The sequence below is a fragment of the Bacillus sp. L381 genome (assembly GCF_030284525.1).
Classification (GTDB): domain Bacteria; phylum Bacillota; class Bacilli; order Bacillales; family Bacillaceae; genus Bacillus; species Bacillus amyloliquefaciens.
The window spans coordinates 867501-890007 of the sequence record NZ_CP127224.1 but is presented as its reverse complement, the minus strand read 5'-3'; the positions used below and the strand labels follow the sequence as shown (position 1 = coordinate 890007).

General features: G+C 47.5%; 21 protein-coding genes, 4 tRNA genes and 1 riboswitch (1 of these 26 running past the window's edge). Of the genes, 5 read left to right on the top strand and 20 right to left on the bottom strand.

Annotated elements, in window-relative coordinates; all coding sequences use genetic code 11:
• Window positions 1–10 precede the first annotated feature (10 nt).
• The gene (gene queG, locus QRX25_RS04405) at window positions 11–1171 is read right to left on the bottom strand and encodes a tRNA epoxyqueuosine(34) reductase QueG (protein WP_065981010.1); all 1161 of its coding nucleotides are present in this window, start codon (window positions 1169–1171) and stop codon (window positions 11–13) included.
• An 84-nt stretch (window positions 1172–1255) separates the two neighbouring features.
• Between queG and QRX25_RS04400 the strand changes: the two genes are divergently transcribed.
• Window positions 1256–1879 carry a hypothetical protein gene (locus QRX25_RS04400; RefSeq protein ID WP_212100763.1) on the top strand — a complete coding sequence of 208 codons (624 nt, stop codon included), beginning with the start codon at window positions 1256–1258 and terminating at the stop codon, window positions 1877–1879.
• Window positions 1880–1969: 90 nt separating this feature from the next.
• On the opposite strand, the gene QRX25_RS04395 is transcribed toward QRX25_RS04400, so the two are convergent.
• A tRNA-Gly gene (locus QRX25_RS04395) sits at window positions 1970–2043 on the bottom strand.
• 188 nt (window positions 2044–2231) lie between these two features.
• Between QRX25_RS04395 and QRX25_RS04390 the strand changes: the two genes are divergently transcribed.
• Window positions 2232–2435 carry a helix-turn-helix transcriptional regulator gene (locus QRX25_RS04390; RefSeq protein WP_065522029.1) on the top strand — a complete coding sequence of 68 codons (204 nt, stop codon included), beginning with the start codon at window positions 2232–2234 and terminating at the stop codon, window positions 2433–2435.
• Window positions 2432–2899, top strand: coding sequence for a hypothetical protein (locus tag QRX25_RS04385; protein ID WP_212100761.1), 468 nt, complete (start codon window positions 2432–2434; stop codon window positions 2897–2899). The genes QRX25_RS04390 and QRX25_RS04385 overlap by 4 nt, the downstream gene beginning before the upstream one ends.
• Before the next feature lie 20 nt (window positions 2900–2919).
• On the opposite strand, the gene rpsN is transcribed toward QRX25_RS04385, so the two are convergent.
• From rpsN to QRX25_RS04355, 6 genes are all read right to left on the bottom strand, one after another.
• Window positions 2920–3189, bottom strand: coding sequence for a 30S ribosomal protein S14 (rpsN, locus tag QRX25_RS04380; RefSeq protein ID WP_065981007.1), 270 nt, complete (start codon window positions 3187–3189; stop codon window positions 2920–2922).
• Between the two features lie 185 nt (window positions 3190–3374).
• On the bottom strand, window positions 3375–4511 hold the full coding sequence (gene ssuD / locus QRX25_RS04375) for an FMNH2-dependent alkanesulfonate monooxygenase (RefSeq protein ID WP_212100759.1): 1137 nt from the start codon (window positions 4509–4511) through the stop codon (window positions 3375–3377).
• A gap of 24 nt (window positions 4512–4535) precedes the next feature.
• Entirely contained in the window at window positions 4536–5369 is an 834-nt protein-coding gene (locus QRX25_RS04370) for an ABC transporter permease (RefSeq protein WP_212100756.1), read from the bottom strand.
• Window positions 5369–6358: an aliphatic sulfonate ABC transporter substrate-binding protein gene (locus QRX25_RS04365; RefSeq protein WP_212100753.1), complete on the bottom strand. Its 990-nt coding sequence runs from the start codon at window positions 6356–6358 to the stop codon at window positions 5369–5371. Before QRX25_RS04365 ends, QRX25_RS04370 begins: the two co-directional genes overlap by 1 nt.
• Window positions 6359–6373: 15 nt before the next feature.
• Window positions 6374–7141 (bottom strand): ABC transporter ATP-binding protein, encoded by a 768-nt coding sequence (locus tag QRX25_RS04360; protein WP_212100749.1) that lies wholly within the window; start codon window positions 7139–7141, stop codon window positions 6374–6376.
• A 221-nt stretch (window positions 7142–7362) separates the two neighbouring features.
• The gene (locus QRX25_RS04355) at window positions 7363–8298 is read right to left on the bottom strand and encodes an amidohydrolase family protein (RefSeq protein WP_212100747.1); all 936 of its coding nucleotides are present in this window, start codon (window positions 8296–8298) and stop codon (window positions 7363–7365) included.
• Window positions 8299–8554: 256 nt separating this feature from the next.
• Between QRX25_RS04355 and katA the strand changes: the two genes are divergently transcribed.
• On the top strand, window positions 8555–10000 hold the full coding sequence (gene katA, locus QRX25_RS04350; RefSeq protein WP_065981002.1) for a catalase KatA: 1446 nt from the start codon (window positions 8555–8557) through the stop codon (window positions 9998–10000).
• A gap of 71 nt (window positions 10001–10071) precedes the next feature.
• On the opposite strand, the gene QRX25_RS04345 is transcribed toward katA, so the two are convergent.
• From QRX25_RS04345 to QRX25_RS04320, 6 genes are all read right to left on the bottom strand, one after another.
• A complete protein-coding gene (locus QRX25_RS04345; RefSeq protein ID WP_212100744.1) occupies window positions 10072–11037 on the bottom strand; it encodes an ABC transporter ATP-binding protein in 966 nt (321 codons plus the stop codon).
• Window positions 11030–12016, bottom strand: a complete 987-nt coding sequence (locus QRX25_RS04340; protein ID WP_212100742.1) for an ABC transporter ATP-binding protein — start codon at window positions 12014–12016, stop codon at window positions 11030–11032. The genes QRX25_RS04345 and QRX25_RS04340 overlap by 8 nt, the downstream gene beginning before the upstream one ends.
• On the bottom strand, window positions 12013–12918 hold the full coding sequence (gene opp4C / locus QRX25_RS04335) for an oligopeptide ABC transporter permease (RefSeq protein ID WP_115997855.1): 906 nt from the start codon (window positions 12916–12918) through the stop codon (window positions 12013–12015). Before opp4C ends, QRX25_RS04340 begins: the two co-directional genes overlap by 4 nt.
• Before the next feature lie 13 nt (window positions 12919–12931).
• Window positions 12932–13888 carry an ABC transporter permease gene (locus tag QRX25_RS04330; protein ID WP_212100740.1) on the bottom strand — a complete coding sequence of 319 codons (957 nt, stop codon included), beginning with the start codon at window positions 13886–13888 and terminating at the stop codon, window positions 12932–12934.
• Window positions 13889–13958: 70 nt separating this feature from the next.
• Window positions 13959–15686: an ABC transporter substrate-binding protein gene (locus QRX25_RS04325; RefSeq protein ID WP_212100738.1), complete on the bottom strand. Its 1728-nt coding sequence runs from the start codon at window positions 15684–15686 to the stop codon at window positions 13959–13961.
• Window positions 15683–15868 carry an FbpB family small basic protein gene (locus QRX25_RS04320; RefSeq protein ID WP_065980997.1) on the bottom strand — a complete coding sequence of 62 codons (186 nt, stop codon included), beginning with the start codon at window positions 15866–15868 and terminating at the stop codon, window positions 15683–15685. The genes QRX25_RS04325 and QRX25_RS04320 overlap by 4 nt, the downstream gene beginning before the upstream one ends.
• Before the next feature lie 254 nt (window positions 15869–16122).
• Here QRX25_RS04320 and QRX25_RS04315 point away from each other — a divergent pair, with 254 nt between their 5' ends.
• Window positions 16123–17478 (top strand): FAD-binding oxidoreductase, encoded by a 1356-nt coding sequence (locus QRX25_RS04315; protein ID WP_212100736.1) that lies wholly within the window; start codon window positions 16123–16125, stop codon window positions 17476–17478.
• A gap of 41 nt (window positions 17479–17519) precedes the next feature.
• Here the strand turns inward: QRX25_RS04315 and thiC are convergent, their stop codons facing one another.
• The 6 genes from thiC to QRX25_RS04285 all read right to left on the bottom strand — a co-directional run.
• A complete protein-coding gene (thiC, locus tag QRX25_RS04310; RefSeq protein ID WP_212100733.1) occupies window positions 17520–19292 on the bottom strand; it encodes a phosphomethylpyrimidine synthase ThiC in 1773 nt (590 codons plus the stop codon).
• Window positions 19293–19412: 120 nt separating this feature from the next.
• Window positions 19413–19523, bottom strand: a riboswitch (TPP riboswitch).
• Window positions 19524–19572: 49 nt separating this feature from the next.
• Window positions 19573–20271, bottom strand: a complete 699-nt coding sequence (locus QRX25_RS04305) for a Type 1 glutamine amidotransferase-like domain-containing protein (protein ID WP_212100730.1) — start codon at window positions 20269–20271, stop codon at window positions 19573–19575.
• Between the two features lie 80 nt (window positions 20272–20351).
• Window positions 20352–21929, bottom strand: coding sequence for a Na+/H+ antiporter NhaC family protein (locus tag QRX25_RS04300; RefSeq protein ID WP_115997849.1), 1578 nt, complete (start codon window positions 21927–21929; stop codon window positions 20352–20354).
• A 146-nt stretch (window positions 21930–22075) separates the two neighbouring features.
• A tRNA-Leu gene (locus QRX25_RS04295) sits at window positions 22076–22157 on the bottom strand.
• 242 nt (window positions 22158–22399) lie between these two features.
• Window positions 22400–22488 (bottom strand) — tRNA-Leu (locus QRX25_RS04290).
• A gap of 7 nt (window positions 22489–22495) precedes the next feature.
• Window positions 22496–22507, bottom strand: a tRNA-Cys gene (locus tag QRX25_RS04285) (it continues 59 nt past the right edge of the window).

The window sequence follows — 22507 nt, the reverse complement described above, 5'->3', positions numbered from 1 at the left end:
TATACATATGTCAGGACTGGCCGGTTTTAGTCTTATCAGAAACCGATAGCAGTTCCAGTCCCTTTTTAATTTCCTGTATGGCTTCCTCATCCTGCTCCTTATGAAGCGCTTTTTCTAATTCCACCGCATATTCCGGATCACCGATTTTCCCGATGGCCCAAGCGGCCGTTCCCCTGATGACAGGACGCGGGTCTTGGTGCATCAAGGCCGTTAATTCAGGAAGAGACGAGGCATCTTTGAAATGGGCCAACGCCAAAATGGCATTCCGCTGAATCGGCTTCTTGCCGCGCCATGAGCCTGATACATGTCCGAATTTTTCTTTGAATTCACGGTTGCTTATGGTCAAAAGCGGCTTTAACAGCGGCTTTGCGATTTCCGGATCGGGCTCCATCTGCGGATGAAGATGAAAATCTTTCCCTTTATTAATCGGGCAGACCGTCTGGCACGTGTCACAGCCATACAGGCGGTTTCCGATTTTCGTGCGGAACTCATCCGGCAAAAATCCCTTTGTCTGGGTAAGGAATGAAATACAGCGCTGGGCGTTAAGCTGTCCGGGATTGACGAGTGCGCCGGTCGGACATGCGTCTAAACATTTCGTGCATGAGCCGCACATATCTTCAATCGGCACATCCGGTTCAAAAGGCAGATTTGTGATCATCTCTGCAAGATATACGTAAGAGCCGTATTCAGGTGTGGTGATCATGCAGTTTTTGGCGCTGAAGCCGATTCCCGCGCGTTCAGCCACGGCCCTGTCGGACAATTCTCCTGTATCCACCATTGACTTGGTGCGGATATCTTCATGTTTGCTTTGGAGAAAATTCTCCAGCAGATCAAGCTTTTCCCGCAGCACGTCATGATAATCCTTTCCCCAGGAAGCTCTGCAAAAAATGCCGCGCCGGCCGTCCCTCGTGCTCCTCGGCGCATCTTTCATTTTGGAAGGATAGGCAAGGGCGATGGCGACGATCGATTTGGCTTTCGGCAGAAGCAAAGACGGTGTGACCCGTTTTTCAATATCCGGTTCTTCAAAGCCGGATAAATAGCCGAGTGATTCCTGAAGAATCAGCCGGTCTCTCAGACTGTCGAATGTATCAGCCGTCGTAAACCCGATTTTGTCGACTCCGATGCTTTTGGCGTATTCGATTAATTCCTCTTTCAGTTTATGGATATTCATTTTTTGCACAGCCTCCTTTCTTTGTGATCAGACTCCGGCCCGGGTATAATAGAGTTTTACCATCCCGAAATGGAGTGAACACAATTGAACATCAGTTTAGATCCTCTTATTGCTGAACGGGTGCCGGGGATCAAAGCGGCAGCCGTATTATATGAACAGATCGAAGTCGGGCCCGCCCCGCAAATGCTGAAAGGCCGCCTCCGTTTATTTCAAGAATCGCTTTACTTTGATTATGCAGACGGCGGCATAGATGAACAGCCTTTTGTGAAAGAATGGGCGCGTATAATGGAACAGCTCAGCCCCGCCTTTGCAGGACAAAAAACGCCGATGGAACTTATGCTCGGCGATATTTCCCGGGAACGATTCGCCGAAAGTGTGAATTCAGCCCATGATACCATACTTTTTTTCTCCTTGAAATATTCATTGCCCATCATGGCGTATGATGCCGCAGACATCGATGAACCGATTTCCATTACGATCGGTGAAAGAGAAAACGTACTGGCCTTCTCCGACCCGGACGGCGTTTTTGGCAGCCTTACCGGACATATCAATACCCGCCCCGTCACGTCCGATACGAAGAAAATGCTGCAGCTGATCTTTTTCCCGCCTTCGCTTCACGCCGAGGCGGCCGAAGAGCTGTTATCATCCTTAACCAATATGTTTGAACAAATTCACGGAGGCACCCATACCGTCTCTTGGCTTTCATAAAAAGACACGCCTTTCGTGTCTTTTTTCACATAAAAAAACGCAATACTTCGTTTATCAGAGAAACGAAACACTGCGTTAATAACGTATGTATGGAGCGGGTGATGAGAATCGAACTCACGACATCAGCTTGGAAGGCTGAGGTTTTACCACTAAACTACACCCGCATCAAAATTCTTTTTTCAGTACCGATTTGATGTTTCTAATGTTACATGTTTATTTATTTTTCGTCAAGGGAATGTTAAAAAATTTGTCGAAAAAAATTCTTTATTTGTCCACATGTTAAGTTGAGTTTACATTTTGTTAAGAATCTCATACAATATGAAAAAGAAGAAAACTTGAGGTACGTCTGATGATGAAAAATAAAGTAAAAGAGCTGAGAGCCAGATTCGGCTATTCTCAGGAAACGCTCGGAAAAGAAGCCGGAGCCACCAGACAGACGATTGCAGCGATTGAAAAAGGAGATTATGTGCCTTCACTTTTATTGGCGCTTAACATCTGCCGGGCTTTCTCTCTGACGATGGAGGAAGTATTCTGGCTGGAGGAGGAGAAAAAATGAGTTTAAAAAGCAAAGCGTGTTTTCACCTTGCTCTCTATGGATTGGCCTGCTGGACACTTATTTCCTTTATGGAAGCAATACCGCAGGTCGCTCAGTTTTTCCAGACGGAAGGAAGCGGTTCATTTAAGCTGGATATCACTCCATTTCTGCTGTTTGCCGTTTGTGCCGCACTGTATATCTATGCTGAAAAGAAAAAACGGAACGGCAAACAGCACAGGCTTGTGCCCGATGAATTTGAGGAACAGGATGAAAGAGAACGGATGATGACGGCAAAAGCATGCCGTTCCTCGTATATCGCCGTTTATTTCTCATTGCCGGCCGCAGCCGTTCTGCTTTTGTTTTATCCGCTTATTCAGCCGCATCTTCCCTTTTTTCCGATTCTTTTGATTTTCATTCTGATGATGATTCAGCATTTAGCTTATGTTTTCACTTTTCATAGGCATGGCAAAAACTCCGGTTCGTAACAGACCCGGAGTTTTTTATATTACCAGCTCGCTTTTTTCACCCCGGGAATCCGGCCTTTATGGGCCAGCTCCCTGAATGCGATTCTGGACAGTTTAAATTTCCTCATATATCCGCGGGGCCGGCCCGTCAACGCACAGCGGTTATGAAGCCTGGCCGGAGCAGAATCACGCGGCAGTTTGCTCAGCGCTTCCCAGTCTCCTTTTGCCTTTAATTCTCTTCTGATGTCCGCATATTGTTCAACAAGCTTCTGCCGCTTGAGTTCTTTGACCGCTTTTGATCTTTTAGCCATTTCAGCACTCCTCCAACAAATCGTAATGATTCCGTTTTAATAGTATCATCCATAAGAATATCATGCAAGCTAAACGCATAAAAAGGCAGGTGTTCACCCGCCTCCTCTTCGCAGTTTCGCATCAGCCGGCATTTCTCCGGAAATGAATCCGCTGAAAGCGCACCGCCGGCAGCTATCCATCATCATCAGACCGTCGCCTTGTTCTCTCTTGCAAAATGGTCGTTGCCCATTGCTTCGCCCAGTCTGCGCTCGAGTTTTTTAGTCCGCTCATTCTGAAACGGCAGAAGCGGAAAAACAAGCTCAGCCAGATAATAAGCTTCTTCCAGATGCGGGTAGCCAGAAAAGATGAACGACTCAATGCCTAGTGCCTGATACTCTAAAATACGATCAGCGACGGTCTGCGGGTCACCGACAAGCGCCGTGCCCGCTCCGCCTCTGACCAGCCCGATGCCGGCCCAGAGATTCGGGCTGATCTCAAGCTTCGTCCGATCACCGTTATGAAGATCGGCCATCCGTTTTTGTCCTGAAGAATCAGCGCGTCGCAGCGCAGCCTGCGCTTTCGCAATCGTCTCTTCGTCTAAATGGCTGATTAATCGTTCAGCTGCTTCCCAGGCCTCTTCTTCTGTCTCCCGGACAATCACGTGAAGCCTGATGCCAAAACGCATCGTCCTTCCTTCTTTGGCAGCCTGTTTTTTAACGGTTTCAATCTTTTCTTTTACCTGCTCCGGCGGCTCGCCCCATGTTAAATACACATCTGTATGTTTCACCGCAGCCTCAATTCCCGCTTGTGATGACCCGCCGAAATATAATGGCGGATGCGGTGCCTGTTTTGGCGGAAACAGCAGATTGCTGTTTTCCACTTTAATATGGTCCCCTTCATATGTCACCGTTTCGCCCCGCATGAGTCCGCGCCAGACGGTCAAAAATTCTTCAGTCGCCTTATAACGTTCATCGTGACTGATAAACATGCCGTCTCCCGCCAGTTCATAAGGGTCTCCGCCCGCTACGACATTTACGAGCAAACGGCCGTCTGAGAGCCGATCCATTGTCGACGCCATTCTCGCGGCGACAGATGGCTGCATCAATCCCGGGCGGACCGCCACTAAAAATTTTAAATCCCTCGTTTCTCCCGCTAAAGCCGCAGCCGTCAGCCACGGGTCTTCACATGACCTCCCCGTCGGCAGCAGAACCCCCGTATACCCGAGTCTGTCTGCCGCCTGTGCCACTTGCTTAAAATAAAGATGATCCGCCGTTCTCCCTCCCGTTTGCGTCCCTAAATACCGGCCGTCTCCATGCGTCGGAATAAACCAAAGAATTTCCATAAGAATCTCTCCTTTTTTAATCGCTTATCCTTCATAACTGTTCCGCCATTTTAATAGTTTCCGTTCGAGCATTCTGACCAACGCATCTGTCAGCTTGCCGACAGCCGCAAAAATGATAATGCCGACAAACACCTTATTTGTCTGTGAAAATTGTCTCGCATCCATAATCATATAGCCGACGCCCTCGCTCGACCCCATCAGTTCCGCCACCACAAGTCCGAGCCATGCAATACCGAGAGAGAGCCTGATGCCGAGCAGTATATTCGGCAGGGAGGCCGGAAGAATCAATTTCGTCATCTGTTGATACCAGTTAAATTCCAGCACCCTTGCGACATCAAACAGCTTCGCGTCCACACCGCGGATTCCGAGAAACGTATTAATATATACGGGGAAAAAAGCCCCTAATGCGATCAGCAGAATTCTTGAAGTCTCATCAAATCCGAACCACAAAATAAACAGCGGAGTCACAGCCAAGTGCGGAACCGTTCTGAGCATTTGCAGAGACGGATCAAGATAGGCTTCCGTCCGTTTTGAGAAACCGACAAGCAGCCCGAAAACAAGTCCGAGGCCAGCACCAAGCAGAAATCCGGCAGCCGCCCGGTATAAGCTGATCTCTAAATGACCCCAAAGCTCTCCTGACAGAAGAAGTTCCTGAAAAGTCTGCAAAATGACGACAGGAGACGGGAGCACCGTGGCTGAGACGATGCCCAGACTTGCGATAAGCTGCCATACCGCGATGACCGCAGCCGGGAGTACAACCCCTTTCATCCATTGGTATGAATACCGCCGGGACTTTGCCGGAACTTTCTTTTCTGATTGGCTTATTGCGCCGGCAGCCGTTGATGCTTCTGCTTTCATTACTTACCGCCCCCCGTTTCAAGCGCCTTTTGGATAAATGAATTGTCGACAACGTCCTTTACATCAATTTTCTTTTGAATCGCCTTTGTTTGATATTGAAAATCCGCGGTTTCCTGCTGGGCATTGACTATATCATCATTGATCGGTTCATTGAGAGGCTCAGTATTGTTGAGCACGTTTCTGACGACTGATGGATCAAGATTTTTGATTTTCGCATATAAGGAGACAGCTTCATCTTTATGTTCCTTTTGCCATGTGACTGCCTTATTGAACACTTTCAGAAAACGGACAACCTCATCCGGGTGCTCTTTGGAAAATCCGGTTCTGACTAACGTGAAACCGGGAGAATATAAATCTGTGCTTTCTCCGTTCGCCAACATTTTCGCGCCGTGCTGCAGCGTCTCAATCGACAAATACGGCTCCCAAACGGACCACGCATCAACTGATTTGTTTTCGAAAGCGGAAATCGCCTCATCAGGCTGAAGCTGGATGATGGTGACGTCATCGGCGGAAAGTCCGGCTTTATTTAAAGCTTTATAGAGAAAATCAAAGCCGCTGCTGCCTTTGGCTACGGCGATTTTTTTCCCCTTTAATTCCTTCAGGCTCTGAATCCCGCTGTCTTTGTTTATAAGAATGCCGTTTGCTTTTAACCCGTCCTGGGACAGCCCGATCTCTTTAAAATCAATTCCTGCCGCTTGACCGGAAATGACCGGTGAGTTGCCGACCTGAGAAAAATCAAGCTTATCGGCAGCAAGACCTTCGAATTGCGGGGGACCGCTTTGGAACTCGACCCATTTTACCTTTATTCCGTCTTTTTTGAAGGCCTCTTCAAACCAGCCTTTTTCCTTTGCAATAAGAAGCGGGCTTAAACTCTGCTGGATGCCGATCCGGATTTCTTTTGCCGTTTTCCCGTTCCCTCCCGCTCCGTCGGCACTGCATCCGGTTAACATCATGACTGCTGCGGCTAAAAGAATGATGGTTTTTTTCATTTCGCTTCGTCCCTTCTATATTCCGGAACCATCCGCAAACCGGAGGTCTTCCGTTTTCTCAAACTCAGATAGCACCTTCTGCCTGACGTCCTGAAAATCAGCTGACGTACGATTGCGCGGATGCGGAAGCTGAATCGGCATCAGACTGTGCAGCCGGCCGGGCTTTGCCCTGAGAATCGCCAGCTTATCGCCTAAATAAACGGATTCATCAATATCATGCGTGACCAGAATCATCGTCGTTTTTTTCTCGCGCCATATATCAAGCAGCACCTCCTGCAAATGTTTTCTCGTAAAGGCGTCAAGCGCTCCGAACGGTTCATCTAAAAGCAGCACCTCCGGCTCACGCAACAGGGCTCTGGCGATGGCGACCCGCTGCGACATGCCGCCGGATAATTCGCGCGGATAAGCGTTCTCCGCTCCCTTCAGCCTGACAACCTCAATCAGATCATCCACTTTTTGCCGAACAGCCGGGTCGTTAATATTGAGGTCGGCAGCAATGTTTTGTTTTACCGTCAGCCAGGGAAACAGCCGATGCTCCTGAAAGATAAATCCCTGCCGGATGCCCGGTCCCGACACTTCGCGGCCGTTTATTCTGACAGAGCCTTCATAATCGGTATCAAGCCCGGCAATCAATTTTAAAAGCGTGCTTTTGCCGCATCCGCTCGGCCCGATCACAGTCAAAAATTCTCCCGATGCAATTGACAGTTCAATATCATTCAGCACCGGTGTTTTCCGGCCTTCATGCTCAAATGCTTTTTCTTGTATGCTGATGGTTACAGCCATCTGACTTCCCCTCTCTTTCTGCCGCATCGCTCGAAAAACAAAAAGGCCCCCATCTCCGATTGCTTGTAGAGATGGGAGCCTTCGGCGGTCCGATCGGCTGCCCGTTAGTTTTTAAATTTGAATATCATGTTAATTCAAATTATTCCGACTTGTCAACTGTTTTTTATATGAATTAAAAATACGCTCCCGGCATTTACCTGCCAAAGAGCGCATCAGCTGTATCACGTATTTGCTTCCTTTTGCGGCCGGGTGATTTTCAATAATGTTCGCGCATTGTTTCCGAAAATTTTTTCTATATCTTCTTCCCGCATATTGATTTCCCGGCAGGTCCTGACTTGCTCCTGAAGATATCTGTATACATATCCCCGCGGAAAACCGTTTGAATCCGTCCCGAAGATGATGCGTTCAGCACCGATTAATTCGGATGTCTTGCGAAACAGAATTTCCAAATCAAGCGGATACGGCATCCACCTCATCCACTGGTTTGAGCCGGACGTGTCAATATACACATTCGGGCAGCTCCAGCACAGCTGAAGCAGTTCCTGATAATATCCGGCGCCGAAATGCGGAATGATGAACGGTATATCAGCATACTCTCTCGCGACGCGATAGATGGAGAGCGGATTGATGTTGCGGTGGCTGACAATGCCCCCGGCTCTCCCTAAAAGCCCGAAGTGAATGAGTACAGGCAGCCTTTTATCAGCCAGATACGTCCAAAGCTTTTTCAGCGAAGGGTCATGAAAATCGATGTCTGTCAGCGGACCGAACAGTTTATATCCTCTCAAACCGAGCTCTTCAACCGCTCTTTTCAGTTCTTCATACGCATCTTCCCGCTCCAAAGGGTGATATGCAAATCCGGTAAATTTCGCGGGATTGGTTTGAATAAACGCCGCCATCCGGTCATTGCTCTCCGCTGTTAAAAAATTCAGCACATCGATGCCGTACTTATTTAATTCATTCTCCCATCTTGTCATCAAAGGGATTTCTCCGTCATCGCCATCAGCATCACGCGGATCAGGAAAATCCCAGGTAAGATTCATTCTTTCTGAACGCTCTTGGTTATAATCGGAAAATGTCTTATCGTTTTTGCCGAAATAAAGGCTGTACGGCAGATGACCGTGAATATCGACAGGTTTAAAATGCTGCCGGAAAAGCATACAATCGCCGCCTCCCTTACCGCCTGACAACGAAAAAAGGCCCTTATCCCATGAAGAATAAGAGCCTCTTGTGTCCAAGTCAGCGGTTGCTGTTTTTTCTCATCTTAAACCCATTATTCCTGTCAGTCAAGTAAGCTTTCAAACTCAAATTCCTTTTTCGATAATACAAATAATTATTTTATAATCATTATAAAATAATATTGACTTTTTATTGATAGGTGGTATTATGTTTTTATAAATCTAAAGAGGTGATCACATGAGTTCAAATAAATTAACAACCAGCTGGGGCGCTCCTGTCGGAGATAACCAAAACTCAATAACGGCCGGCGATCGCGGCCCCACTTTAATACAAGACGTCCATCTGCTTGAGAAATTGGCGCACTTTAACAGAGAACGCGTTCCGGAGCGTGTCGTTCACGCAAAAGGCGCGGGGGCACACGGTTATTTTGAAGTCACAAATGACGTGACAAAATATACGAAAGCCGCATTTCTGTCAGAAGTCGGTAAACGCACACCGCTCTTTATCCGTTTCTCAACCGTTGCAGGCGAACTGGGCTCTAGTGACACAGTGCGCGACCCGCGCGGATTTGCCGTTAAGTTTTATACAGAAGAAGGAAACTACGACATCGTCGGAAACAATACGCCAGTGTTCTTCATCCGTGATGCCATCAAGTTCCCTGACTTTATCCATACACAAAAAAGAGATCCGAGAACACATCTGAAAAACCCGACGGCCGTTTGGGATTTCTGGTCTCTGTCACCGGAATCCCTGCACCAGGTAACCATTCTGATGTCAGACCGAGGCATTCCGGCAACCCTTCGCCATATGCACGGATTCGGAAGCCATACATTTAAATGGACAAATGATAAAGGCGAAGGCGTCTGGATTAAATATCACTTTAAAACAGAACAAGGCGTGAAAAACCTTGATGTCAATACAGCCGCAAAACTCGCGGGCGAAAATCCTGATTACCATACGGAAGATTTGTTCAATGCGATTGAAAACGGCGATTTCCCCGCATGGAAATTATATGTTCAAATCATGCCGTTAGAAGACGCAAACACATACCGCTTTGATCCGTTTGACGTCACAAAAGTATGGTCTCAAAAAGACTATCCGCTAATTGAAGTCGGCCGCATGGTTCTGGACCGCAATCCGGAAAATTACTTTGCTGAAGTAGAACAGGCGACATTCTCTCCTGGAACATTAGTCCCGGGCATCGACGTCTCACCTGACAAAATGCTTCAAGGCCGATTGTTCGCATACCATGACGCACATCGCTACCGTGTCGGCGCAAACCATCAGGCTCTGCCGATCAACCGTTCCCGCAATGAAGTGAAAAACTATCAGCGTGATGGACAAATGCGTTTTGACGATAACGGCGGCCGCTCCGTCTATTACGAGCCTAACAGCTTCGGTGGCCCGAAAGAATCACCTGAGGATAAACAGGCGGCATACCCTGTATCAGGTTTGGCAGACAGTGTAAGCTATGATCATCATGATCATTACACACAAGCCGGCGACCTGTACCGCCTGATGAGCGAGGAGGAACGCGCACGTCTTGTCGCCAATATCGTCAGTGCGATGGAACCTGTGGAGAAAGAAGAAATTAAGCTGCGCCAAATCGGCCACTTCTACAAGGCTGATCCTGAATACGGCAGACGCGTTGCCGAAGGACTCGGACTGCCCTTACCAAAATAACATCAAAAAACCTGCCGGTCTGTCCGGCAGGTTTTTCCTGTTTATTATCAACAAAACCCGTTTTTTCTCAATTACACAAAGTGGCATGCCGCAAAATGATGAAGCCCTTTCTCGGAAAGCGGCGGACTTTTTTCGGCACATATCTTCTTGGCGGCCGGACACCTCGTTCGGAATTTACAGCCTGAGGGCGGATCAGCTGGGCTCGGAATATCGCCCTTTAACATCACCCGCTCCCTTTTCGCTCCGGGATCAGGAACAGGCACGGCTGATAACAGCGCTATTGTATAAGGGTGAAGCGGCCTTGAAAAAAGCTCTTCCTTTGATGCGTATTCCACAATCGTCCCTAAATACATAATGGCGACCTTTGTACATAAGTGCTCCACCACGCTTAAATCATGGGAAATGAACAAATATGACAGCCCGTGCTGTTTTTGAAGGCTGCTGAACAAATTGATCATCTGCGCCTGAATGGACACATCCAGCGCGGCCACAGGTTCATCCATAATGATAAATTGCGGCTTAAGCGCCATCGCTCTAGCAATCACGATCCGCTGCCGCTGCCCTCCGGAAAATTCGTGCGGATAACGGTCGATCAAGTTTGCGGAAAGACCGCAGGCTTCAAGAACCTCCGCCGCTTTATCACGCGCGTTCCGCTTCACCGCCAACTGATGCTCGATCATCGCTTCGCCGATGGCTTCTCCGATCCGGCGCCGCGGATTTAAAGAACTGAAGGGATCTTGAAAAATAAGCTGTGCTTCCGATCTGAATGTTTTCAGCTCGCGCCGATTCATCCGGAAAACATCACGTCCCTGAAAAAACACCTCTCCCCCTGTTTTCTCATGAAGCCTTAAAATGGTTTTTCCGATTGATGACTTGCCGCTGCCCGATTCTCCCGCCAGGCCGAACACCTCTCCCTTTCCTATCGTAAAACTGACGCCGTCGACCGCTTTAACGGGTTTTTTATGAGTCTTTCTCATCCCCCCTTGTTCCTCATAATATTTTTTCAGTCCCTTGACCTCCAGCAATACATCACTCATCTGCTTTCTCCTCTCTGTAAAGCCAGCACGCCGCCTGATGTCCTTTCCCGAATTCAGTAAAATGCGGGCTCGATCTCCGGCATATTTCCGTGCTGTGTTCACATCGCTCCGCAAAATAACAAGATGCTCCGGACAGATCCGCAAGCTCAGGGACCTGCCCCGGGATGGTGTACAGCGTCTCCCTTCTTTGACCGATGACCGGTTTTGCCGCGAGCAGCCCTTTCGTATACGGATGCTTCGGATCGGAAAACAGCTCCGCAACCGGTCCTTCCTCCACAATTTTTCCCGCATACATGACAATCACATAATCAGCCATTTCGGCAACCACGCCAAGGTCATGGGTAATGAATAAAATAGACGTGTGAAATTGCTTTTTCACATCCCGCAATAAATCCAATATCTGCGCCTGAATGGTTACGTCAAGCGCCGTCGTCGGCTCATCGGCAATGATCAGTTTCGGATCACAGCTGAGCGCGACAGCCGTCATAATGCGCTGCAGCATACCGCCGCTCAGCTCATGGGGATATCGGTGCATGACCTGCTCAGCATGGGGGATTTCGACTAACGTGATCAGTTCAACTGCCTTCCGCCACGCCTCTTTCTTACTCAGCAATAAATGTTCGCGTATAGGTTCAGTCAGCTGCTCACCGATCGTAAACACCGGATTCAAAGAGGTCATCGGCTCCTGAAAAATCATACCGATTTCGCAGCCGCGGATTTTCTGCATTTCTTTTGGTTTCAGCTCCAACAGGTTTCTTCCGGAAAAATGCACCGCTCCCCGTTCGATTCTCCCCGTCTCGGGAATAAGCTGCATAATGGACAATGACGCCATGCTTTTCCCGCAGCCGGATTCCCCTACAATACAAACTGTTTCCTCCTCATGAATCGTAAAGCTGACATCGTCCACGGCCTTTACTGTGCCCTCCTCTGTATAAAAAGCCGTTTCCAAATGCCTCACTTCTAAAAGCGGTTTTTTCATTTCACTTTCACCTGCCGTTTTACTTTAGGGTCAAAAGCGTCTCTTAAACCGTCTCCAAGCAGATGAATCGCCACAACGGTCAAAAAAATGGCCGTTCCCGGGGGAATCCACAGCCACGGACGGAGTGTAAAATCCATAAAATTGTTCGCCGCTTCCATCATGTTTCCCCAAGAAGGAGTCGGCGGAGCAACGCCAAGCCCGAGAAAACTCAGCGCCGATTCACTCAGCATCGCTCCCGCCACATGCAAAGTCGCGGCTACCAGTAATAACGGCAATGTATTGGGAAGCAAATGATAGAGGATTTTCCGTTTATCACTAAGCCCCAGAACTTCCGCGGCCATCATAAACGGCTGCTCCTTCAGCGACAAAATCTGTCCGCGCACAAGCCGCGCCAGACCGGGCCACCCGATCAGGCTTAACATCATCATAATCAAGTACATTCTGTATTCAGAAGGCACTTTCCATTCCGACATCACCGCAGCTAAAATCAAAAGCAGCGGCAGACCCGGAATAGACATGAGCATATCAGCAATGCGCATAATGATCATATCAGCGGCTCCCCGATAAAATCCGGCCGCTGCTCCGAGCAAAGAGCCGATGACAAGTGACAGTACCATTGAAGCAAGCCCCACGGTCAGAGAAATCTGCCCCGCCAGCATCAGCCTTGTCAGCACATCTCTCCCGTACTGGTCGGTGCCCAGCCAATGATGAATCCCGGGATGCTGATTGGCATTAGAAATATCCGTCCGATCTGTTATGTACGGAGAAAAAGACGGCCCGATAAAACACAATAAAAACATAAAACATAAGAAAAGAAGACTGATGACCGTCAGCTTATGATGCAGCAGGCGGCGGTACGTCTGCTTCCAAAGAGAAGACGGCGTCCCTTTCTGTATTTTCATCCGTGAATCCCCCCTATTTCAGCCTGACTCGCGGATCAATCGCGGCATAAGCGATATCCGCCAAGAAGTTTCCCACAATCGTTAAACAAGACAAAAACAAGGTAAACGCCATCAAAACCGGGTAGTCCCGATAATGAACAGATTCCAGCTGAATACGGCCGACACCCGGCCACCCGAAAATCTGTTCAATAATGATGGCCCCGGAAAACAGTCCCGGCAATTCAAAAGCAAGCAGGGTGACAGCCGGAATGAGCGCATTTTTCAACGCATGCTTCCAAATGACGGTGCGCTCTTTCAATCCCTTCGCTCGCGCCGTTCTGATATAATCCTGCCTGATCACATCAAGCATTCCGGAGCGGAAATATCTTGTCAGCGAGCCGATGCCGAGCATAGATAAAATCACAACCGGGAGAATCATATGCCTGGCGGCTTCAAGCACGTAAGAAAAACCAGAACTCGTGCTTCCGGTATCAATCATCCCTCCGACGGGCAGTATTTTTAAATCCACTCCAAACCATTTAATAAACAGAAGGCTGATAAAAAAAGACGGGAATGCCATGGAAGCAATAACAAGAAACGTTACGAGCCCGTCAAACCATGAGTATTTCCTGACAGCCGATATGACACCCGTTATCATCGCGGCAGACCATGTGATAAGCAAAGCCAGGAACGCGACAAAAAACGAATTCCAGACATATTTCTGAAGCAGTGACAGGACGTTTTCCTGATACTTCAAAGAAAACCCCAAATCTCCGCTGAACACATTGCCGAGCCACGTCACATAACGCCGCCAAATCGGCTGATCCAGGCCGTAAAGCGCTTTTAGCTCCTTCGCTCTTTCCGGAGTCAAATTTACATTCGAATCAATATAATCGCCCGGCAGCATGGCGAATAAGAAAAAAATAATAAAGGACGTACCGAATAAGATCACAAGCATTTGTATGAATCGTTCTGCGGCATACCGTTTCACCAAAAGCCTCCCCCTTCCCGCTGAAAGGGCAAAATACCCAGGATGCACCGGGTATTTTGCCTAATTGTTTTTATTGAATTGAGACATTTGAGAGACTTGAACTGATTCCCGAATAATTGTCAGGATCAAGCCCTTTTACTTTTCCGCTGACCGCTCTTGCGCTTTGTCGGTAATGGATCAGGATGTAAGGCGGATTCTCCCCGAGCTCCCGATACAGCTGGTGATAAATCTCTTTTCTTTTGCTGATATCAAGCGTGCCGGCCCCTTCCTCTATCAGCCGGTCCGCTTTCGGATTAGAATATCCCGTCACATTATTGGGATGGCCGGATGCCAGCTTTTCCACCGTGTCATTCGGATCAAGAATCTGCGATGTGGAAACGGCGGCAAGATCATACTGTTTATCATTAATTTTCGCTACCTCTGTATTAAAATCCATCACTTCCGGTTTTAATGAGATTCCGATGTCCGCATAATTTTCTTTCGCGATCGGGATGAAATCATCATCCGCTTTAGAAGTGTAATAGCTGATTTCAAGCTTTTTTCCGTTTTTTTCACGCACGCCGTCTTTGCCCGTTTTCCAGCCTGCTTCATCGAGAAGCTTCTTGGCTTTTTCCGGGTTGAACGTGTACGGATTGACGCCTTTATCGTCATAAGCCCACGAAACCGGAGACACCGGCACATTTGCGACATCTCCGTAGCGTTTAAAGCGGACATCGACGATTTTTTGACGGTCAAGCCCGTAAATAAGCGCTTGGGACACTTTCTTGTCTTGTAAAGGCGGACGCTTATGATTAACGTACACAAGCCCGTAATCATTCACGACAGATACGCTGATATTCGCAAAACCGAGGCTTTTTAAATGCTCAACCGTATCATCATCAGGTGAAAAAGAAGCGTAATCAAGGTCACCCGTTTCAAACAGCTGAAGGGAAGTTGACGGATCGATAATTTTATAAATCAGCTTTTTTGTTTTCGGTTTTCCGGAATAATAGTGTTCATTAGCCTGATAGCGTATTTCCTGTCCCGGGAGGTATTCTGTAAATTGATAAGGTCCCGCTCCGAGCGGTTTGGCATAAAGCTCTTTTAAATAATCCAGTTTGCCGAATTGATAATTCTTTCCGTAGTAGGCTTCTGACAGCACCTGCCCTCCCAAAAGAAGCAGCGACTTCGCACTGACTTTCTCGGTCGTGATTTTAATGGTTCTGTCATCAAGGACATGAATGCCCTCTATCGTCTTTGCTTTTCCTTCTTTATAAGCCTTACCGCCTTTAATATAAGCCGTGGTGATATCTTCATAGCCCGCGTATGCGGGATCATGCAGCAGTGTTAAAGTGAATGCGACATCCTTTGCGGTCAGCGGCGAACCGTCGCTGAAAACGAGATTTTTTCTTAGACGGAACGTGTAGGTAAGCTGATCTTTGGAAATCTTCCAGCTTTCCGCAAGAGCCGGTGCGGGCTTTCCCTTTTTATCCAGTTTGACTAACGGTTCAAAAATAGGATCTGTCGCATTTCCGTCCCAGCCGTTTTCATAAAAGTATGGCAGAAATACCCCGCCCGGCGCGGATATCCCTGCAACAAAAGTGTCGGTTCTGGCTTTCGATTTTGCGGGAAGCGCCTCCGGATGAGAAGCTTTGAATTCTTTTGTTTTGACATGGGCGATACGTGTTTCTTCCTTTTTATCCGTTGCAGAAGATGCTTCTTCTCCTGCACCCCCTAACGCGCACCCTGATAACATGAAGGCTACAGACGACGCGAGTAAGATGCCCGTTGTTTTTATCTTCAATGTGTTCCTCTTCATTTTGATCGGACCCCCGCATGCTTTTCATCTATCTTTATATAAATCTGCTCCATCTGTTCTTGATTCCTCATAATCTCCCGTTTGTTTTTCTCTACAAGCAGTTCGAAATTCAATGTGTGTTTTCTGTACTTTTTTCGCTTTTTACTCTTTTTGCGCACTTGTGTCGCCTTTTGTAACGCCACTTTTCATCCCTCCGCTTTTCATTCAATGGCTTTTACGCAAAAAAGGCCCTTATCTGTTTACAAGATAAGGGCCTTCGGTGATCCGATCAGCCATCGTTTGGAAATATGTAATGATTATGTTAATTCATACAATCCCTACCTGTCAACTATAATTTCAAATAACGTATCCTCCCGGGGGTTTTCCTCATACACTCTCTTATTTTTCCGCATATGTTAGAAAAAATAGCAGAACACGAGTGAAAGAGAGTGAGAGTGTGGAAAAGACAACATTGACCGGGCGCATCGTCAGAAGGGATGACCCGGACTATAATGAAGCAAGAACCAATATCAACTTAAACCTGCAACGATATCCAGACATCATTGTGTTTTGCCAAAACAAACTTGATGCCGTCAATGCGCTGAAATGGGCGCGTGAGAATAACGTACCTTTCCGCATCAGAGGCGGAAGACACAGCTACGAGAATTTTTCCCTGTTAAATAACGGGCTTGTCATTGACCTCAGTGAAATGAAGAAAATAAGAGTGAATAAGGATAAGCGGCTGGTCTCGATTGAAGCGGGTGCCGAATTGGGAGATGTGTACCGGACACTCTGGCGGTACGGCTTGACCCTTCCTGCGGGAACCATCGCAAATGTGGGAATCACGGGGCTGACGCTTGGGGGAGGAATCGGATATTTAACAAGGTCTGCCGGCCTTACTTGCGATCGTCTCCTTCAGCTCGAGATGATCATAGCAGACGAAAAAGCGGGTGCCGAATTGATCACAGTCAACCGCGCAAAGCACTCTGATTTATTTTGGGCGTCTCAGGGCGGAGGCGGCGGCAACTTCGGCATTGTCACATCCATGATATTTAAAGCCGTGCCGATTTCGTACGTGACTGTTTTTTCTGTCACTTGGGACTGGGATGATTTCGACGAAGTATTTCATACGTGGCAGCAGTGGGCTCCATTTACAGATAACCGGCTTACTTCATCAATTCAGTTTTGGCCTAAGGAAGTCAACCGCATAGAAGCGCTCGGCCAATTTATCGGGACAAAAGATGAGCTGAAAGAACTGCTGGCTCCGTTAATGAAAGCGGGAAACCCGAGAAGCGGCATGGTCAAGACAGTTCCGTTTATTAGAGCGGCAGCCTTTTTTAACAGACGGGGAGGCAATGAGCCGCAAAAGATAAAGCGGTCAGGATCCTTTATTGAAAAACCTTTGTCAACACGCGCAATTTCCACTTTAAAGCGCTACTTGCAGCACGCTCCGAATAAAAACGCCAGTGTCTGGCAGCAATCTCTCGGCGGGGCAGCCGGACGAATCGCTTCGGATCAAACGGCATTCTATTATCGAAACGCAATCATTGCCCAGGAATATTTAACAAGCTGGACGTCTCCTGAAGAGGAAAGACAAAACGTCCGCTGGATCGAAGGGCTGAGAACATCTCTTTCAAGAGAAACGATGGGGGATTACGTGAATTGGCCTGATATAGACATCAGAAACTGGCTGCGGACATATTACGGAGAAAATGTTGACCGCCTCCGTCAAGTCAAAACGAAGTATGACCCGGAAAACGTATTCCGCTTTGAGCAGAGCATCCCGCCGCTTCGAAGGTTATCGTTTTTCTAAAAAAGATGAAGATGGACACACTCCATCCTCATCTTTTCTTTTTATTGATATAAACGGCTTCCTTTCTCTGCAAACTCTTTTGCTTTTTCCTTCAATCCTTCATTGACGGCCTCGTCTTCAGTCAGACCGTTTTCTTTCGCATAATCGCGAATATCCTGAGAAATTCTCATGCTGCAAAACTTCGGACCGCACATCGAACAGAAGTGAGCCGTTTTTGCGCCTTCAGCCGGCAGCGTTTCATCATGATATTCCATTGCTCTTTCAGGATCAAGCGACAAATGAAATTGATCGCGCCACCGGAATTCAAACCGCGCCTTAGACAGAGCGTCATCACGGATCTGAGCACCCGGATGCCCTTTGGCAAGGTCTGCGGCATGCGCCGCGATTTTGTACGTAATGACGCCTTCTCTTACATCATCACGATTCGGCAGGCCCAAATGCTCCTTCGGGGTGACATAACAAAGCATCGCCGTGCCGTACCAGCCGATCATCGCCGCGCCGATCGCCGAAGTTATATGGTCATAACCCGGAGCGATATCTGTCGTTAATGGCCCGAGCGTGTAAAAAGGCGCCTCTTTACAAATTTCCATCTGCTTGTCCATGTTTTCCTTAATTTTATGCATCGGCACATGGCCCGGTCCTTCAATCATCACTTGCACATCATGCTTCCATGCGATTTCCGTCAATTCTCCGAGAGTCTCCAATTCAGCAAATTGCGCTTCATCATTGGCATCTGCAATCGAACCAGGACGCAGCCCGTCACCAAGAGAAAAAGCAATATCATATGTCTTCATGATTTCGCAGATTTCTTCAAAATGCGTGTACAGAAAGCTTTCCTGATGATGAGCAAGGCACCATTGCGCCATAATTGCCCCGCCGCGGGAGACGATCCCCGTCGTGCGTTTGGCCGTTAACGGGACGTAACGAAGCAATACGCCGGCATGGATGGTGAAATAATCCACGCCCTGCTCCGCCTGCTCAATCAGTGTGTCACGATAAATTTCCCACGTTAAATCCTCGGCAGCGCCATTTACTTTTTCAAGCGCCTGATAAATCGGCACCGTCCCCACAGGCACGGGGGAATTGCGGATGATCCATTCACGTGTCGTATGAATGTCTTTTCCCGTCGATAAGTCCATCATCGTATCAGCGCCCCAGCGAATCGCCCACGTCATTTTTTCGACTTCTTCTTCGATAGAAGACGTAACAGCCGAGTTGCCGATATTTGCATTGATTTTCACATGAAAATTCCGGCCGATAATCATCGGCTCGCTTTCCGGATGGTTGACGTTAGAAGGAATAATCGCCCGGCCGCTCGCCACCTCTTCCCTCACAAATTCGGGAGAAACATGCTCGCGTATTGCGATAAACTCCATTTCCGGCGTAATGATGCCTTTTCTCGCATAATGCAATTGTGTTATGTTTTTCCCTGCCTTGGCCCGCCGCGGCTTCCGCTGTAAACCGGGGTATTCGGCAGTATGATCTTCTTTTTTATAGCCGTTGTCCTCAGGCTTTACAGTCCTTCCAGCATATTCCTCTGTATCGCCGCGCCCGGTAATCCACTCTGTGCGGACCGGCCTGAGACCTTCATGAATATGAATCTGTACATCCGGGTCTGTATACGGTCCGCTCGTATCATAAACACGGACCGGCGGATTCTCCTCTTCACCGAACGCCCCCGTTGTCGCACTCAGGCTGATTTCCCGCATCGGCACTCGTATGCCAGGCGAAGAACCCTTTACATAAACCTTTTTACTGCCTGAAAAACTCGACATAATGGAAATGTTCGCTTGCTGTACTGATTGATTTTGCATACAAATCTCTCCTTTATCATTTGAATAACAGAATCAAGCTCAGCACCAGCACAAAAAACCGGGTTCAATAGAGAACCCGGTTTTGCAGTCAGAAAGAAACTATTATTGTTTTCATCAACAATAATAAAACCTTTACTTCCCCACGCTGGTACGAACCAGATCAGGTCCAAAGGGTTAAGAAGCCGCCGCTTCTCTCTCAGCCCGCTTAAACGGGCACCCCCAGTAACTATGAATTTCGGTTTCATCGTAACATAAGTTGTATACAAAAAAAAGCATATTATTAAAATTCAGATAACGAAGCGGTCATAAGCTCTGTGTCCCTAACGCCTTCTTCGGTATCAAAAACCCGATACCCCTTTGCCGTTTCCCGGGAAGAGACAGCTTGGAACAGCTGACCGTCTTTATAATGCAGCGCAGCGCCGTCATCAGCGGCATAGCCTTCCCGGAGTTTCTTTTCTGAAATCAGACGGTGATACGCCGGTCTGCGCTCCTCTTCTCCGTCATAGTGCGGACAAAAGCTGCCCGGCAAAAACCCTAAAGCTCGCAGCTCTCTCAAATCTCCCGCTGAATCCGTCACACCTTCTTCAAACCAGCAAATCGCCCCGGCGCTGAGGCCCGCCAGGATGATGCCGCTTTCCCAAGCCTCACGAAGAATAAGGTCAAGCCCCCACTCTTTCCATAAGACAAGCATATTGCGGGTATTACCGCCGCCGACATATATAATATCTTTCTTCATGAGAAAAGATCTGAGGTCAGAACGAGGCGGTTTAAACAGCGACAAGTGATCAGGCTCACACTCCAGCTTATGAAAGGCCTGATAAAACCTGGCGATATAATTCTCCGAATCTCCGCTTGCCGTCGGCAAAAAACAAACTCTCGGCTCTGGTCTCACCGACTGCTCCAAAATATATTGATCCAGCACAAGATGATCCGGCTCCATGGAAAACCCCCCGCCGCCCAATGCAATAATCTGCTTCATCGCCATCACCTCTTTTTTCTCAAGTATAACTTAAAAAAGCGTTATCCCATTCCGGATGCCGCCTTCAAATTATTTCTTTGTTATCTGAAAAATGAAAAGACACCGTATAAAACAACGGAGATCCCTGCAGCGATAAGCGCCGGAACAAGCTTCGAACGGGCATACTTCACAACATCGATCCCCAAAACCGTACAGGTTGTCACCGTATTATCACTGAGAGGGGAAGCAAACGCTCCAAATGTTCCGCTGGCAAAAACGGCCCCAATCGCTAATAATAAGCTGGTATGCGACTGAACCGCCAGCGTCACGCCGAGCGGCATTAAAAGCCCCCAAGTCCCCCAAGATGATCCGATAAAATAGGATATAACCGCTCCAAGTATAAAAAGAGATGGCGCAATAAACATATGGGGGATCCATGACGTTAAATGAGAAGTAACATATTTCGAAAACCCCAGATCCTCAGATACTGCTGTTACGGCCCAAATCAGCGATAACATAATAATAACGTTTACCAATTCGTTTCCGCCCTTAATAAAATGCGTCACAAGCTCGCTTGCGTGAAAACGCTGAAACATAAAAAGAGCAAATGCTGCAATAACCGCTGCCAATAATGCGGTTAACATGACGCCAAGCATATCGCTTTTGATAAAAGCATTCAAAAACCCTTGTGCTTTTGAATGGCCGTCCCACCAGCTGAGAAACAGTGTTAACAGTAAAAACAGCCCGATTGGAATGATTAAATTCCACGGCCGAATCGGTGTTTCCTTAATATAAGCACGGTGCGCCGAATCTAACTCCTCCTGCTGGTCAGCATGTACATCCCCGCCCTTTTCGAACATCCCCGTGTGTCCTCCGTGAATATCCGGGATCGTCCCTGTTTCCATGTTAAATGAGCCGGAGCCTTTTGAAAGCAATACACCGCTGTTCTGCGGGATCGGTTCCGTATGTTTATTATGTTCCCGAGAAGGAATTTGTCCGTTCCTTTCTGTTTTTTCCAAGCTTTCATCTTCTTTTTGTTTCTTAAAAAAGCAGTAATAAATACCGACTAAAATAATCAAAATGGAGAAAAAATTGAAGGGAATACTTTTCACATAGACCGTGTAAGCCGGCTGATCTATCCCTGACGTTTTGAGGGCCTGTCCGATAATGGAAACCATGTAGCCGACAAATGCCGTTGCTACCGGAATCAAGGCAATGACCGGGTTTGCTGTAAACTCAATAGCATACGCAATTTTCTGTTTCGACAGGTCCAGACGCTTGCTTATAGCTTTCATAATCGGCGCAATTGTAACGATGCGAAAGTCCGGTTCGCTGAATGTGCCTAATGTCGACAGCCATGCAAGCAGCATCGCGCCTTTTTTGGTTTTAACCTTTTTACTGATCAAATGGACGAACCCTTTTATCCCGCCGGTTAACTTTATAATCCCCACAAGGCCGGCAAATGAATATAGAAAAACAATGATTCTAATATTATTGATTACGACAATGTTGCTGATCAAATAATGAACCATATGCTCAATCCCGCCAAGCAAGCTCGGATGTAAAAGATAACTTCCGACCAGCAAACCGACAAACAGACCGGACTGCACTTGCTTTGTAATGATTGAAATGGGAATGACCAGAATAAATGGGATAAGGCAAGCCCAAGTACCTTCCATAAAAAACACCTCTTTCAAAGAACTTTTTGTTAGTATCTTTGAAAAATACGGATTTATACAATCCCAGGTGTATCATGTTTTCATAAGCCCTGGATGATGTTTTTATACAACAAAAAAGGCTTCTACATAATGTAGAAGCCTTTGTATACCGGTGGCCGGGGTCGAACCGGCACTCCAGAAGGAACACGATTTTGAGTCGTGCGCGTCTGCCAATTCCGCCACACCGGCATGTAATGTCGTGTTCAACCGACGTATATAAATATAACATGCATTTTATAAAGTGTCAACGGTTTTAGTAAAGTTTTTTTAATGGTAATGCTGTATACACACGAAATAAGGAGAAACCTATATTTATAGTTTTTACGTTTTTATTATAAAAAAAGTGATTTGCATATTGCAAATCACTCTCATATGTGTTTTATAATGTGAAGTTTGAAGACCAATTTAACATGATTCGTCCAAAGTTAAATTGGTGCCGAGGGCCGGACTTGAACCGGCACGGTAGTCACCTACCGCAGGATTTTAAGTCCTGTGTGTCTGCCAATTCCACCACCCCGGCAAAAGAAAGGCGACACCCG